This window comes from Mycolicibacterium neworleansense, from assembly GCF_001245615.1.
GTDB lineage: Bacteria > Actinomycetota > Actinomycetes > Mycobacteriales > Mycobacteriaceae > Mycobacterium > Mycobacterium neworleansense.
Genome location: NZ_CWKH01000001.1, coordinates 1545568 through 1559709 on the forward strand (window position 1 = coordinate 1545568; position 14142 = coordinate 1559709).

Here is a 14142-nt window from a genome sequence, read left to right on the forward strand (position 1 = left end):
ACCGCCTAGTCGTCCGTGACACCGCCGTGCCGCTCGGTCGTCGCGTCGGCCAGCGCCTCGGCGTAACCGGCCAGATAGTCGGCCACCTGGTGGTGACGTGTCACCCGGTCGGCCGCAGCAGCGGCCGACCGGGTTCGGTGTTCACAGAATTGCCGCACAGCCATTCAGACGCGGTTCGTCCCCGTTCGGTTCCCTACCGGCCATACTGATCGGCATGGCAGACAAAGGTGACGGCCGCGCCCGCCCGAACTCCGGGCGGCAGAGAATCCGGACACTGACGCAGGCCGCGCTCAACGCCGACATGACGGTGGAGCAGGTCGACACGCTGCTCACCGACCTGAGTACCACGCTGGTCGACCTGAACAAATCGACCGGCGGCCTGGATGCCACGCTGGACCGGTTCAACCAGACCATCACCCGCATCGACGAGCTCGCGCCGCGCCTGATCGGCGTCGTCGAACGCCTGGAGTCGATCGTGGAGCGCGTCGAAGCCATCGTCGCGATCGGCGAGGCGGTGATGTCGCCACTGGCCGCCACGGAGAGCGCGGTGCGCGGCGTGATCAGCCGGGTTCGCAAGAGCGCAGGCCTGTAGAACCAGCGTCCTCGGTTACAGTGGTCGTCATGGGTGCCGGATTCGATCGCGCAGACGCACGCCCCGTGCACGCTGCCGCATCGTTCGCACCCAGTTTGCTGGCGTCGATCTGGAATCGCGCCCGTCTCGCGCCGCTGAAGAGGATCTCGGGTTAGCTCTCGCTGCCCATTTGATCCTTCTATCAGCTTCGAGGCGTCATGAAGCCGTCCCTTTGCGCCGTTGCGGCGTCGCTCTATCTGACCGAATACACGCTGTACTCCAACTCGTCATCGGCTGTGCTGCTGAACTCGGCGATCGCCGACCATTTCGGTATCCCGTTCTCAGCGGCCGCATATATCGGTGTGGCGTTCCTGGCCGGGTTCTGCCTGGCGTTGCTGCCCGCGGGCCTGCTGTCGCATCGCTACCCGCCTGCGGCGTTGTTCTTCGCCGGCTCGGCGGTGCTGGCTGTTCTCGGCATCGCCGCCGCGCTCAGCCCTCAGTTCTGGGTTCTCATCGCGCTGCGGTTCCTGCAGGGCATCGCCTCGGCGGTGGTCGCGCCCCAGATCTTCCGGATCATCCGCGCGCAGTTCTATCCGGACCATCATTCGGCGGTCTTGGGCGCCTGGGGGCTGGTGGTGTCGGCATCGGCGCTGTTCTCACCGCTGATCACCGCGCTACTCAACGATCTGTGGGGCTGGCGGTCGTTCCCGTACGAGACCGTGGTGACGACCCTCGCGGCAATGGTGCTGCTGACGCTGGCCCCCGCACGGCCGGACACCGCCGAGGAGGCTGCCATGACGGGGCGGGCGGCGATCCCGGTCGTCGGGCTCGCGGCGGTTCAGCTCGCGATCTTCCTGGCAATCGGCTCGTCGAGCGGACCGGGAACCAAGGTGGCTCTGCTGGTGGTGGCGATAGCGCTCGGGCTCGCGGTGATCGTTCTTCGTAGCCGGTCGCAGTCACATGTGCTCTCGGGGAGTCTGGTCGTGATCTTCGTCGCGGGGATCGCGACGAACGTGTTCACCCTGTCGGTGGTGTACGCGGTCCAACAGCTGCGCGGGTTGGATTCGTATGCCTCGGCGCTGTTTCTGTTGCCGATGGCGTTGCTCGCCGGTCTGATTCCGATGCTGAGGTTCGGCAGGCCCGGAGACAATCGGAAGAGCACCCGTCTGGTGTGCGTCGGCGCGGCGTTCCTGATCGTGGCCGGCCTGAGCCTGCCCGCGCAGCTACTGCTGGTCAGCGCCGCGTTGATGGGCGCCGCGATGGGGTTCCTGTGGAGCGCGCTGGCCGCCAATGTGCTGACCAATTCGACGGACATCCCCTTCGATTCCAGCCTGTACTACTACCTTCGTGCCCTGGGCGCCGCGATCGGGGTAGCCACTGGGGCGACGATGATCGACGGCCTGGGCACCGCGCTGTTCGGCGGGGCCGCCGTGCTGGTGACAGTGGCTGGATTGACGGCGGTGACGGCGGCCCGTTCGGCTTGGCGGGCAACACATTTGGTGCAGGTGCGATGATGAGCGACCTCACGTTCGGCTGGCCCACTCGCCAGCTCGTCGACGATCCTCGGCTGGCCTACAACAGCATCTCGAAAACCTACTGCCGGCTGATCTATGAGAGCCTGCTCGACATCGATCCGAACACCGGGGAACTGCTGCCGTGGCTGGCCACTTCGTGGCACTACCGCGACCCACTCACCCTGGATCTGACGATCCGCCCCGGCGCGGAGTTCTCCGACGGCACACTGCTCACATCGCAGGCCATCGCACAGAGCTTCTCCGACATCGCTGCCCTGCAGCAGATTTCACCGCGGCCGGCCGCGGTCGCGGCGCTGGCCGGACTGGACCGCATCGAGACCGGAATCGGTGTCGTGACGTTTCACTTCTCCTCGCACAACGCGGCATTCCCGCGGTGGCTGGCGAGTGTGAACCTGGCGATCAGAAGCCGGTCAGGGCGTGGCACCGGCCGGTGGGTTCAGAGCGGGGACGCGCTGACCGACCGGACACGTCGACTGGCATTCCGCCAGGGCGACACCGGCGACGTATACGCCGGACGGGTCGACGGCCATCGCGTCGTGGAGCTACGAAATCCCGGCCTCAGTTACGGGCTGTGCCCCAATGCGTCCCGCGGCCCGCTCACCGACCCGCGGGTTCGGCGGGCGCTGTCGTTGCTGATCGATCGCTCCGCACTGCAACCGATCCTGGATACCGACGGATACCCGGTCGCGTCGTCGGTACTCACACCGACCACCGCCGGCTACCGGGACTGTTCGGCCGAACTCGCCCACGATCCGGTGACTGCCCGGCGACTACTCATTGCCGCGGGCGTGCAACGACTTTCGGTCGAGGTGGTGTTCAACAGCACGTTCTCCCCTGTCGATGCCTCGATGTTGGCCGCCGTCGCCGCCCAGTGGGCCCAGTACGGCATCGAACTGGTCCTCGCCGATGTCGATTTCCCCGAGTTGCGTAACCGTCAGCTGTCGGGCGATTACGACGTCCGGTTCTTCTATTTCACCGGCAGTGACCCGGACCTGTTGCGCTACCAGTTCGCTGTGACGCAGCGGAACATGAACCGGCGCACCGGGCCCGACGATCTCGACACCCTGCTCGACGCCCAGCTCACCTGCGCGGACCCTGATGGTCGCAGCGAGCTGGTGCACGAGATCCAACGCCGCATCATCGACAGCGGCCTGTGGTTGCCGATCTGCGACGTCCGCACCGTCACCAGTTATCGACCGTCCGTGCTCTCGGGCGTCTACCTCGACGCCGAAGCCCTGGCCCGAATTCCCGGAACCTGAAAGGCACGTCATGGACATCGCCATCATCGGCGCCGGGCTCGGCGGCCTGGCCGCCGCCCTCGCGCTGCAGCACCACGGCCACCGTCCCGTCGTCTTCGACAAGACCCGCGCGCTCGGTGAGGTCGGCGGCCCGCTGGGCATCTCCCCGCAGACCCTGCGGCTGTTCGCACGGTGGAACATCATCGAGGCGTTCAACGGAATCTCCTCGGCCACCGGTTACTTCGAAAACCTCGACCAGAGCGGCCAGTTGGAGAAGATCACCGACTACGCGGGGGCACCCGAGGCCGGCGGCGAACACGGCCGCTTCGGCTACGCCGACACCGAGGTGTCCCCACGCACCGTGCACCGGGCCGACCTGCACGGTCTGCTGGTCGCCACGGTCGGCGCCGGCAATGTCCGGCTGCGCTCTCAATTGACGTCGATCACCGAGCGGGTCGACCATGTCGAGCTCACCTTCGCCAACGGCGAGGTGCGACGGGCCGGTTTGGTGATCGCGGCCGACGGCCTGCGCTCCACCGTACGGAAGATGTTCAGCGACGACGAGATCCACTACTGCGGCTCGGTGATCTTCCGGGCCGTCAGCCCCGCCGCATGCCTCGAGGTGCCCAACGACCGGCTCCGGTCCTGGCATTCGGCGGACTACGCCAAGCACGTCATCTCCATGCCGGTGCGGGCCGGCCGGCAGGTGGCGGTCGACGCCACTCTCGGGGTGGACGAGCCACCCCGGCACCTGTGGTCGGCTCGGGCCGACCTGGCGGCGCTGGCCTGCCAATTCGACGAGTTCGATCCGGCGGTGGGCCGGATGTTGCGCGCCGCGACGAGCCCGGTGTACATGCACCCGGTGTACGACCGAGATCCGATCGACCGGTGGACCAGCGCCCGTGTCGCGCTGCTCGGCGATGCGGCCCATCCGATGACACCGTTCGGCGGGCAGGGCGCCAACCAGGCCATCCAGGACGCCGCCGAACTGGCCGATCAGATCGCCACGGTGCGCGACGGCGACCACACGGCCGCGCTGCTGCGTTACCAACGCGTCAGAACCGCACAGACCGCCGAGATCCAGCGTGCCGCAAGGGGCTACGCCGACCGCCGGGCCAGGGTGTCACTGCGTCTCGCCGACATCTTGGTGAGCTGAACGTTGCGCGACTCAGCCGCTGTTGCGCAACGCGGTCGCCAGTCCGCTCATGGTGAGCAGGATTCCGCGCTGTACCAGTTCGTCGGTGTCCCCCGCGCGATACCGGCGCAGCAGCTCGACCTGAAGGTGATTGAGCGGTTCGAGATAGGGGAACCGGTTGAACACCGATCGGGCCAGGGCGGGGTTGTCGGCCAGCAGGTCGTCCTGACCGGTGATCAGCTTGTACATGGCGATGGTGCGGTCGTGCTCGGCGACGATCTTGTCGAACACCCTGGCGCGCAGTTCCGCGTCGTCGACCAACTCGGAATATCGTGCCGCCAGGCCCATGTCCGACTTGGCGAGCACCTGCGCCATGTTCGACAGCACCGTACGGAAGAACGGCCACCGCTCGTAGAGGTCCTGCAGCACGGAGACCCGGTTCTCGTCTTCGGCGATCCACTCCTCGAACGCCGTGCCGGTGCCGTACCAGCCCGGCAGCATCACCCGGGACTGGCTCCAGGCCAGTACCCACGGGATGGCCCGCAGATCGGCGATCGACGTGGTCGGCTTGCGTGAGCTGGGTCGGCTGCCGATGTTGAGCGCACCGATCTCACTGACCGGTGTCGACGCCTTGAAGTACTCGACGAATCCCGGTGTCTCGTGGACCAGTTCGGCATAGGCCCGCTGCGCCAGGGCGGCCAGCTCATCGAGCACCTGATAGGCCGGTTCGGCGTTTTCACCCAATCCCTCGACATCGAGCAGGGTGGATTCCAGGGTTGCCGCCAACAGCGTCTCCAGATTGCGGTGCGCGATGCGCGGTTCGGCGTACTTCGCCGCGATCACCTCGCCTTGTTCGGTGATCCGCAACGAGCCTTTCACCGCCCCGGGCGGCTGCGCCAGGATCGCGTCGTAGCTCGGTCCGCCGCCGCGGCCCACGGTTCCGCCCCGGCCGTGGAACAGGCGCAACCGAATTCCGGTCTTGCGCGCTGCCTCGACGAGGTCCAGCTCGGCCCGGTACAGCGCCCAGTTCGCCGCAAGGTAGCCGCCGTCCTTGTTGGAGTCCGAATAACCCAGCATCACCTCCTGATGCAGGCCGCGTGCCGAGATGATGCTGCGGTACACCGGCAGCGCCAGCGCCTCCTGCAGGATCGCCGACCCTCGCTGCAGATCGTCGATGGTTTCGAACAGCGGCACCACACCGACCGGCGCATACACCTCGCCCCCGTGAGCTGCACCCGAAACATCGAGCAGCCCAGCCTCTTTGAGCAGGATTGCGGCTTCGAGCAGATCGGACACCGACTGACACATGGAGATGATGTAGTTGGGCACCGCTGCCGGGCCGAAGACGGTGACCGCCCGCGCTGCCGCTCCGACGATGTCGAGTTCCTTGCGGGCCAACTCCGACAGTTCGGCGCCCTCACCGATCAACGGCCGACGCGTCGAGATTTCGGCGGCCAGCAGCTCCACCCGCTGCGATTCGGGCAGTGAGGCGTAATCGGGATGCACCCCGGCCCACGCCAACAGCTCGGCGACCACCTGCTCGTGCACCTCGGAGTTCTGCCGCATGTCCAGGCCGCACAGGTGGAACCCGAAGACGCGCACCGCTTCTCGTAGCCGGGCCAATCGGTCGTCGGCCAGCACCGCACTGCCATTGCCGCGCAGCGAGGCATCCACCGTGTCGAGGTCGGCCAGGAACTCCTCCGGGGTCTGATAGGCCTCCAACCCGAGGTCGAGCTCGTGTTCGGGTTGCTCGTCGAGGATTTCGCGGCCGGTGGCGGTCAGGCGGGCATGAATTACGCGCAGTGCCCGCCGGTACGGCTCGTCGGCACGGGCCGGCTCGTGACAGGCACCGGCCAGCACGGTCATACCCTCGCTGATCTTGACCAGCCGCGCCGACATCGACAGCTCTTCTTCCAGCGCGGTGATCTCGGTGAAGTAATGCGCGAACGCCACGTGGGCGGCCCGGCCGGTGGCCAGCCGCACCACGCCCGCGTCGACATTGGGGTTGCCGTCCCGATCACCGCCGATCCAGCTGCCCGGTCGCAGGATCGGGCGCTCCAACAGGTGCGCCTCCGGCCACCGGGCCTGCAGCGCGGTACGCACCTCGGCATTGACCTGGGGAATGACCTCGAAGAACGCGGCTGGGTAATACCGCAGGCCGGTTTCGATCTCGTCGGAGATCTTGAGTCGCGACAAGCGCACAAGGGCGGTTTGCCAGAGCGTGAGGATGTGGCGGCGCAACTCGGTCTCGATGTCGCGGCCATCGGCGGTACGGGTCTGGCCGTGCAGACGCAGCCGCATCAACTCGGTGACCCGGTGCTGAGTGTCGAACACGGTACGGCGCCGGGTTTCGGTCGGATGTGCCGTGATCACCGGTGCGACCAGGGCGCCGCTCAGTCCGTCCGCGACGGTGGCGGCGTCCAGGCCGGCCGACGAGATCGCCTGATCCAGCTTGCGGTAGGTGGCCGCCAGGCTGCTGTCCTGAGGGGGCTCCCCGGCCGCCTCGTGCATTGCCCGGCGCCGCTCGCGGTGGATGTCCTCGGCGACATTGGCCAGCAGCGCGAAGTGGGTGAACGCCCGGATGACCGGAATGGCTCGGCGGACGTCGATGCCGGAAAACAGTGCGGCCAACTCGGCCCGGTCGATTTCCGAGCGGCGGACCCGGAAGGATTCCACCCGGGCCCGCTCCACCAGGTCGAAGACCTCCGCACCGTTCTGCTCACGCACGGTGTCACCGAGGATCGCTCCGAGCAACCGGATGTCCTCACGCATCGGCTCAGTGGCCTCACGGCCCACGGGGGTGCGCTGGACCGCACCGATCGGGTCGAGCGCGGTGTCGGGACCGTCAGCCATGTCCCCCAGTATCGGGGCAGCCGCGGCGCACCGCATCGCAGCGACGGCAGGTGCCCGCTTGACTGGGCAACGACCGCGTGGCCGGATTCGCCGGATCTCTCGACGTCGCCGGCGGATACGGCGGAGCATGTTGTGAATCAGCTGTGACAGTTCCGGCAAACCCAGGAGGCCATCATGGCCAATATCAAACTTCCGCGACATAGCCGTTGGGGCCGGTTGGGTCAGGGCGCCCTTGTGGGCGCGACGTTGGGGCTCGGCGCGCTGGCGGCGCCCGTGTCGATCGCCGCGCCCGACGACGGCACCTGGGATGTCGAGGCGTACGACGCCTGCATGAGCAAAACAGTGCGAAACGCCGACCTGTGCTGCCTCGACTCGGGTGGCGTGCCCACCTCAGATCCCGAAGACACCCAGCCCGACGGGTCGCCCAACTGCTACGCGCCCCCGGCCCAGCCGGCCGGCGCCGAGCAGGGCACCGCACCGCGGACACCGCGCGGGATTATCGACACCCCGATAGACACCGCGACCGAAGTCGCCCCGGATGCCGGTCCGACCCGGCCGCTGCCGACCCTGATCGCTCCCGGCTGACCTGGTTGGCGGTACGGGCCGGACAGCCCGGGGTTAGCTGTACTTGATCAGCAGCGCCACGCCGACGATCGACACCAGCCAGATGCCGGTCACGAACAACGTCAGCCGGTCGAGGTTCTTCTCGACCACGGTGGAGCCGGACAGGCTGGACTGGACACCGCCACCGAACAGGGTGGACAGACCGCCACCTTTGGCGCGATGCAGCAGCACCAAGAGCACGACCAGCACGCTGGTCACGACCAGAGTGATCTGCAGAGCCAATTCCATGGCGGTAAGACTACCGGGTGCGGTGTCCGGCCCAGGTCCCCGGGGTTACGGCAGAGGTCCGCCCGCGGCGATGGCCGACAGCGTGGCGAACTGCTCACCGTCCAGCGACGCCCCACCGACCAGCGCGCCGTCGACGTCGCCCTGCGCCACGATCTCGCCGACGTTCTTGGCGTTGACCGACCCGCCGTAGAGCACGCGCACGCCCGCCGCGAGCTGTGGTGAGGACAGGTTGCCCAACTCGTCACGGATGGCCTTGCAGACCTCCTGGGCATCGGCCGCACTGGCCACCCGCCCGGTGCCGATCGCCCACACGGGCTCGTAGGCGATGACCGCCTGGCCGATCTGCTCCTTGCTCAGCCCGGCCAGCGAACCGCGCAGCGAGTTCACGTTGAACTCGACGTGATTGCCCGCCTCGCGCACCTCGAGCTGCTCACCGATGCAGATGATCGGGGTGATGCCGTGCTTGAACGCCGCAGCGGCCTTGGCGGCCACCACCTCGTCGGTCTCGCCGTGGTAGGTGCGCCGCTCGGAGTGCCCCACCACCACGAAGCTGCACCCGAGCTTGGCCAGGAACGCCCCGCTGATCTCACCGGTGTAGGCGCCCGAATCGTGCTTGGACACGTCCTGGGCTCCGTAGGTCAGCCGCAACTTGTCCCCGTCGACGAGGGTCTGCACGCTGCGCAGGTCGGTGAACGGCGGGATAACCGTGACGTCCACCTTGTCGAAGTACTTGTCCGGCAAGGCAAACGCGATCTTCTGCACCAGCGCGATGGCCTCGAAGTGGTTGAGGTTCATCTTCCAGTTGCCGGCGATGAGCGGCTTACGGGCCATGTTTCTACGACTCCAGTACTTCGATGCCGGGCAGGGTCTTGCCCTCTAGGTATTCCAGCGACGCGCCGCCACCGGTCGAGATGTGGGAGAAACCGTCCTCGGCCAGGCCGAGCTGACGCACGGCGGCCGCCGAGTCACCACCGCCGACGACGCTGAATGCGCCCTTCTCGGTGGCGCCGATGATCGCCTCGGCCACTCCGCGCGTGCCTTCGGCGAAGGCCGGGAACTCGAACACGCCCATGGGGCCGTTCCAGAACACGGTCTTGGCGTTGGACAGCAGTGCGGTGAACCGCTTGACCGACTCCGGACCGATGTCGAGGCCCATCTTGCCTTCGGGGATGCGGTCAGAGGCCACGGTCTCCGACTCGGCGTCGGCGGCGAACTTGTCGGCCACCACGATGTCCACCGGGAGATGGATCACGTCGGCGTAGGTGTCGAGCAGCCGCTTGCAGGTATCGATCATCTCCTCCTGCAGCAGTGAGGTACCTACCGAAACCCCTTGGGAGGCAAGGAAGGTGAAGCACATGCCACCACCGATGATGATGCTGTCGGCCTTGGTCGCGAGGTTCTCGATGACCGCGAGTTTGTCGGAGACCTTGGAGCCACCGAGCACGACGGCGTAGGGACGCTCAGTCGAGCTGGTCAGCTGCTCCAGCACCTTGACCTCGGCGTCCACCAGCGTGCCGGCGTAGTGCGGCAGCAAGGTGGCGATGTCGTAGACCGAGGCCTGCTTGCGGTGCACCACGCCGAAGCCGTCGGAGACGAAGGCACCCGGCGAGCCGTCGGCACCCTCGACCAGGGCGGCCAGCGCCTTGGCCAGCGCCAACCGCTCGGCGTCGTCCTTGCTGGTCTCCCGCGGGTCGAAGCGGATGTTCTCCAGCAGCAAGACGTCACCGTCGGTCAGGCCCTCGGCCCGGGCCAGGGCGTCGGTGCCGACCACGTCACCGGCCAGCTGCACGTGGCGACCGAGCTTCTCCCCCAGTGCCGCGGCGACCGGGGCCAGCGACAACTTCGAGTCCGGGGCGCCCTTGGGCCGGCCCAGATGAGCGATGACGACGACCTTGGCACCGGCCTCGGCCAGCGCTTTGAGCGTCGGCACCGAGGCGATGATGCGGCCGGGATCGGTGATATTGCCCTCGTCGTCGAGGGGGACGTTGAGGTCGGAGCGCACCAGGACGCCCCGCCCCTCCACACCTTCGGCCAACAGGTCAGCGAGTGTCTTGACAGTCATTGGTATTAGAGCGACTTCCCTACGAGTTCAACAAGATCGGCGAGGCGGTTGGAATATCCCCACTCGTTGTCATACCAGGAGACGACCTTGGCCTGGTTGTCGATGACCTTGGTCAGACCCGAGTCGAAGATCGAACTGTGCGGATCGGTGACGATGTCGCTCGACACGATAGGCGCGTCGTAGTACTTCATGATCCCCTTCATCGGTCCCTCCGCGGCGGCCTTCATCGCGGCGTTGATCTCGTCGGCGGAAGCCGACTTGGCCAGCTCGGCGGTCAGGTCGGTGACCGACCCCGTGGGAATCGGCACGCGCAGAGCGTAGCCGTCGAGCTTGCCCTTGAGTTCGGGCAGCACCAGACCGATGGCCTTGGCGGCACCGGTGGAGGTCGGGACGATGTTCAGCGCGGCAGCGCGAGCACGGCGCAAATCCTTGTGCGGACCGTCCTGCAGGTTCTGATCCTGGGTGTAGGCGTGGATGGTGGTCATCAGGCCCTTGACGATGCCGAACTCGTCGTTGAGGACCTTGGCCAGCGGGCCGAGACAGTTGGTGGTGCAGGAGGCGTTCGAGATGATGTTCTGGCTGCCGTCGTACTTGTCGTCGTTCACACCCAGCACGATGGTGATGTCCTCACCGGAGGCGGGCGCGGAGATGATGACCTTCTTGGCGCCCGCGTCCAGGTGACCCTGGGCCTTTTCGCGCTTGGTGAAGATGCCGGTCGACTCGACGACCACATCGACTCCGAGGTCGCCCCACGGCAGGGCTGCCGGACCTTCCTTTACTTCGAGGGCCTTGATCTTCTTGTCGCCGATGACGATGGTGTCTTCACCCTCGAGGCTGACGTCCTGCGGCAGACGGCCCAGGATTGAATCGAACTTCAGCAGGTGAGCCAGGGTGGCGTTGTCGGTGAGGTCGTTGACCGCCACGATCTCGATATCAGTGTTCTTGCCCTCGGCCTGCTGCGTTGCCAGGGCCCGGTAGAAGTTGCGCCCGATGCGGCCGAAGCCGTTAACGCCTACCCGGATAGTCACGTGATTCTCCCTACAGTTGCCGTTAACTGAACTGCCCGCCGCCAGCCTAGTGGCGTAAACGCCGTGCCGCGCGGTCCGGCCAGTGCATCAGATTTCGCGGTCGCGTAGGGCTAGTTGGTCGACTTCGTGCGGATCCTGACCCACCAGATCGGCGATCAGCCCGTCGTCCGACAAGTCCATCGGTTCGGAGTGTTTCCAGTCGTGATGGGCCACCTCGTTGAGGCGTTTGATGATGTGGTGATCGGTCACTTCGATGGCCAATTCGCGGCGGTGGTCGAAGCTGCCCGGAGAGAAGTTGATCGAGCCGACGATCGCCCGCTCGTGATCGGCGAGGATCATTTTCGCGTGCAGCTTCATGTGCTTGAGGCGGTGGATCTTGATGCCGACGTCATCGAGGATGCGCATCCCACTGACGCCTTCGAGCAGCTTGCCCGACTTGAGGTGGTGGGCCGCGCGGGCCATGACATGAACTTTCACTCCGCGGTGCGCCGCGCGCACCAACCGCTCGATGATCACCGGGTCCTGATAGCGCTCGTTCTGGACGAACAACGTGTGCTTGGCGGTGTCGATGAACTCGGCGATGCGATGCCTGCCGTTGGTGGGGCACCAGATCAGGTGCGCCCCACCGCCCGGATCGAAGTCCTCACGCGCCCAGTCGGCCTCGAAGCAGTCGATGATCTCGGCGACCTCGTAGGCGCTGGGAGTGACGACGGCGTAGTCCCGCGTCACGGTGAAGTTCTCCTCTGTCCAGTTCAGCGACTCGACGAAGGCGCGCTCGTCGTCGACGACCATGGATTTCTCGTGCGTCAGGTCGAAGGCGGGGTTGCTCTCACGGACCGCGATACCGAACCGCTGCAACGTCTCCCGCGCGACGTCGTTGTCGGTCTCGCCGTCGCGGCGCTCGGGGTTGAGCATGACCTTGACGTCGACGCCGCGCCGGTGGGCAGCCACCACCGCCTCCAACAGCGGCCGATGGCTGAAGGCGAACATCTTGATGCGCACCGACCGGGTGGACTCGCCGATCGCATCGATCACGGGCTTCGCGGAGTCGTCGGGCAGGATGATCAGCGAACGTGTCACGTTGTCTCGTCCTCGTATTGGATGCGGTGCAGTTCGGCATATCTGCCGCCGGCGGTGAGTAGTTCGGTGTGCGTCCCCTGCTCGACGACGCGGCCCTCCTCGAGCACGACGATCTTGTCCGCGTCACGAATCGTGCTGAGCCGGTGGGCGATCGTGATCACCGTGCGGTCCTTCATCAACCGTTGTAGCGCCGACATGACCAGGCGCTCGGATTCGGCGTCCAGTGCGGCGGTCGGCTCGTCGAGGATCAGGATCGGGCTGTCCCGGATGAGGGCGCGGGCGATGCCGATGCGCTGTCGCTGACCACCTGACAGGGTGAGCCCACGTTCCCCGACCGGGCTGTCGTACCCCTGCGGCATCTCGGAGATGAACTCGTGGGCGTTGGCCAGTTTGGCCATCTCGACGATCTCGTCGTGGTCGGCGTCGGGCCGGCCGAAGGCGATGTTGTCGCGGATGGTGCCCCGGAACAGGACGGTGTCCTGGAGGACGTAGGCGATCTGGCGGCGGAGCTCGTGAAGTTTGTAGTCGCGCAGATCTGTTCCGTCGATGCGGACGGTGCCCATGCTGGGGTCGTAGAACCGCGGAATCAGGCTGACCAGACTGGATTTGCCGCTTCCGGTGTGCCCGACGACCCCGACGAGCTGGCCCGGCTTCACCTCGAAGGTGACGTCGCGCAGCACGGGCGTCTCGCTGTCGTAGCTGAACGCCACCCGCTCGAAACTGATCGCGCCCTTGATGCGCGGTGCATCGATCGCGTCCGGCTTCTCCTCGACCGACGTCTCCGCGGTGAGCAGGGCGTTGACCCGGTCCACCCCGACCGAGGCCATGGCGATGGTGTTGGTGAGCTTGGCCAGATCCTGCACCGGCTTGAAGAACGAGGCCAGATAGGAGATGAAGACGGTCAACGTGCCCGCCGTCATCGCACCCGCGAGGATGAGCGCCGACCCGCGCCACAGCACCACCGCGGTGCAGGCGGCCACCACGACGCCGACGATGGGTGACACCACCGATTTCACGCGCCGCGCATTGAGGGCCGCATCGACAGCCTGCTGGCCGGCGGCCGCCAGCTCACGTTCCTGCATGTCCTCGCGATCGAAGGCCTTGACGACCCGGATGGACTGCAGGCCCTCCTCCGCGACCGCGACGATGTCGGATTCCCGTCTGCGCACCTCATGGGTCGCCGCCTTCACGGCCTTTCGGATCCGGGACACGAACAACAGGAGCAGGGGCGCCACGGCGAGCGCGATGAGCGTGAAATCCCACTGCAGCCACAACATCATGGCCAGCATCCCCACGATGGTCAGCAGGTCGGTTGCGATGCCCAGGGTCGAGGACGACGCGAAGCTCTGGATGGTGTCGACGTCGTCGGTGAGCGTGCTCAAGATGGGGCCGACGCGGTGGGTGTCGAAGTAGTTGAGCGACAACTGCTGCAGGTGGTGGTAGGCGCGGGTGCGCAGATCGTTGCCGATGCGCTGGCCGACGGTTTCGGTCAGGTAGTTGGAGATGTACGACGCGATCGCTGCCACCACGGCGATGACCAGGACCATGATCGCCGCGAGACCGGCGATGTGCATCTTGGTTTCGCCGCCCAGCAGCGGCTGCAGCAGGCCATGCAGCCAACCGGGCAGCGGGTGGTGACCGACCACGCTGTCCAGCACGACCTTCAACGGCCAGGGCGCGGCCAGGCCGGTGGCGATCTGGATCAGCAGGACCGCGAAGATTCCGGCGACCAGCAATCGGTACGGGCGGATCAGCTCAAGAATCAGTCGCATCGCGCCCGTCGCCTCG

Annotated in this window: 13 protein-coding genes; 5 read left to right on the top strand and 8 right to left on the bottom strand. The window is 66.6% G+C overall.

Annotation, left to right across the window (positions count from 1 at the left end; all coding sequences use genetic code 11):
• Positions 1 to 5: 5 nt before the first annotated feature.
• The gene (locus BN2156_RS30660) at positions 6 to 164 is read right to left on the bottom strand and encodes a hypothetical protein (protein WP_159402821.1); all 159 of its coding nucleotides are present in this window, start codon (positions 162 to 164) and stop codon (positions 6 to 8) included.
• Between the two features lie 50 nt (positions 165 to 214).
• On the opposite strand from BN2156_RS30660, the gene BN2156_RS07210 reads away from it, so the two are divergent.
• From BN2156_RS07210 to BN2156_RS07225, 4 genes are all read left to right on the top strand, one after another.
• Complete coding sequence (locus tag BN2156_RS07210) at positions 215 to 592, top strand: ATPase (RefSeq protein ID WP_090511840.1); 378 nt, start codon at positions 215 to 217, stop codon at positions 590 to 592.
• A gap of 197 nt (positions 593 to 789) precedes the next feature.
• On the top strand, positions 790 to 2085 hold the full coding sequence (locus tag BN2156_RS07215; protein ID WP_090511842.1) for an MFS transporter: 1296 nt from the start codon (positions 790 to 792) through the stop codon (positions 2083 to 2085).
• A complete protein-coding gene (locus BN2156_RS07220) occupies positions 2085 to 3365 on the top strand; it encodes an ABC transporter substrate-binding protein (protein WP_159402822.1) in 1281 nt (426 codons plus the stop codon). Before BN2156_RS07215 ends, BN2156_RS07220 begins: the two co-directional genes overlap by 1 nt.
• 10 nt (positions 3366 to 3375) lie before the next feature.
• Positions 3376 to 4500 carry an FAD-dependent oxidoreductase gene (locus BN2156_RS07225; RefSeq protein WP_159402823.1) on the top strand — a complete coding sequence of 375 codons (1125 nt, stop codon included), beginning with the start codon at positions 3376 to 3378 and terminating at the stop codon, positions 4498 to 4500.
• A 12-nt stretch (positions 4501 to 4512) separates the two neighbouring features.
• Here the strand turns inward: BN2156_RS07225 and ppc are convergent, their stop codons facing one another.
• The gene (gene ppc, locus BN2156_RS07230; RefSeq protein WP_090515615.1) at positions 4513 to 7332 is read right to left on the bottom strand and encodes a phosphoenolpyruvate carboxylase; all 2820 of its coding nucleotides are present in this window, start codon (positions 7330 to 7332) and stop codon (positions 4513 to 4515) included.
• 174 nt (positions 7333 to 7506) lie between these two features.
• Here ppc and BN2156_RS07235 point away from each other — a divergent pair, with 174 nt between their 5' ends.
• A complete protein-coding gene (locus BN2156_RS07235) occupies positions 7507 to 7917 on the top strand; it encodes a hypothetical protein (RefSeq protein WP_131725140.1) in 411 nt (136 codons plus the stop codon).
• A 33-nt stretch (positions 7918 to 7950) separates the two neighbouring features.
• On the opposite strand, the gene secG is transcribed toward BN2156_RS07235, so the two are convergent.
• The 6 genes from secG to BN2156_RS07265 form a co-directional block, all read right to left on the bottom strand.
• On the bottom strand, positions 7951 to 8184 hold the full coding sequence (gene secG / locus BN2156_RS07240; protein ID WP_019348649.1) for a preprotein translocase subunit SecG: 234 nt from the start codon (positions 8182 to 8184) through the stop codon (positions 7951 to 7953).
• Between the two features lie 45 nt (positions 8185 to 8229).
• On the bottom strand, positions 8230 to 9015 hold the full coding sequence (tpiA, locus tag BN2156_RS07245; RefSeq protein ID WP_090511852.1) for a triose-phosphate isomerase: 786 nt from the start codon (positions 9013 to 9015) through the stop codon (positions 8230 to 8232).
• Between the two features lie 4 nt (positions 9016 to 9019).
• Positions 9020 to 10246: a phosphoglycerate kinase gene (locus BN2156_RS07250; RefSeq protein ID WP_090511854.1), complete on the bottom strand. Its 1227-nt coding sequence runs from the start codon at positions 10244 to 10246 to the stop codon at positions 9020 to 9022.
• A gap of 5 nt (positions 10247 to 10251) precedes the next feature.
• Positions 10252 to 11274: a type I glyceraldehyde-3-phosphate dehydrogenase gene (gap, locus tag BN2156_RS07255; RefSeq protein ID WP_055113682.1), complete on the bottom strand. Its 1023-nt coding sequence runs from the start codon at positions 11272 to 11274 to the stop codon at positions 10252 to 10254.
• Between the two features lie 87 nt (positions 11275 to 11361).
• Positions 11362 to 12354, bottom strand: a complete 993-nt coding sequence (locus BN2156_RS07260; protein ID WP_055113680.1) for a phospholipase D-like domain-containing protein — start codon at positions 12352 to 12354, stop codon at positions 11362 to 11364.
• Positions 12351 to 14126, bottom strand: coding sequence for an ABC transporter ATP-binding protein (locus tag BN2156_RS07265; RefSeq protein ID WP_090511857.1), 1776 nt, complete (start codon positions 14124 to 14126; stop codon positions 12351 to 12353). The genes BN2156_RS07260 and BN2156_RS07265 overlap by 4 nt, the downstream gene beginning before the upstream one ends.
• Positions 14127 to 14142 lie beyond the last annotated feature (16 nt).

Coding starts and splice junctions, on each gene's coding strand:
- ppc (WP_090515615.1), bottom strand. CDS start 7,332: ATGGCTGACGGTCCCGACACCGCGCTCGACCCGATCGGTGCGGTCCAG.
- tpiA (WP_090511852.1), bottom strand. CDS start 9,015: ATGGCCCGTAAGCCGCTCATCGCCGGCAACTGGAAGATGAACCTCAAC.
- BN2156_RS30660 (WP_159402821.1), bottom strand. CDS start 164: ATGGCTGTGCGGCAATTCTGTGAACACCGAACCCGGTCGGCCGCTGCT.
- BN2156_RS07210 (WP_090511840.1), top strand. CDS start 215: ATGGCAGACAAAGGTGACGGCCGCGCCCGCCCGAACTCCGGGCGGCAG.
- BN2156_RS07250 (WP_090511854.1), bottom strand. CDS start 10,246: ATGACTGTCAAGACACTCGCTGACCTGTTGGCCGAAGGTGTGGAGGGG.
- BN2156_RS07215 (WP_090511842.1), top strand. CDS start 790: ATGAAGCCGTCCCTTTGCGCCGTTGCGGCGTCGCTCTATCTGACCGAA.
- BN2156_RS07265 (WP_090511857.1), bottom strand. CDS start 14,126: ATGCGACTGATTCTTGAGCTGATCCGCCCGTACCGATTGCTGGTCGCC.
- BN2156_RS07225 (WP_159402823.1), top strand. CDS start 3,376: ATGGACATCGCCATCATCGGCGCCGGGCTCGGCGGCCTGGCCGCCGCC.
- BN2156_RS07235 (WP_131725140.1), top strand. CDS start 7,507: ATGGCCAATATCAAACTTCCGCGACATAGCCGTTGGGGCCGGTTGGGT.
- BN2156_RS07220 (WP_159402822.1), top strand. CDS start 2,085: ATGAGCGACCTCACGTTCGGCTGGCCCACTCGCCAGCTCGTCGACGAT.
- secG (WP_019348649.1), bottom strand. CDS start 8,184: ATGGAATTGGCTCTGCAGATCACTCTGGTCGTGACCAGCGTGCTGGTC.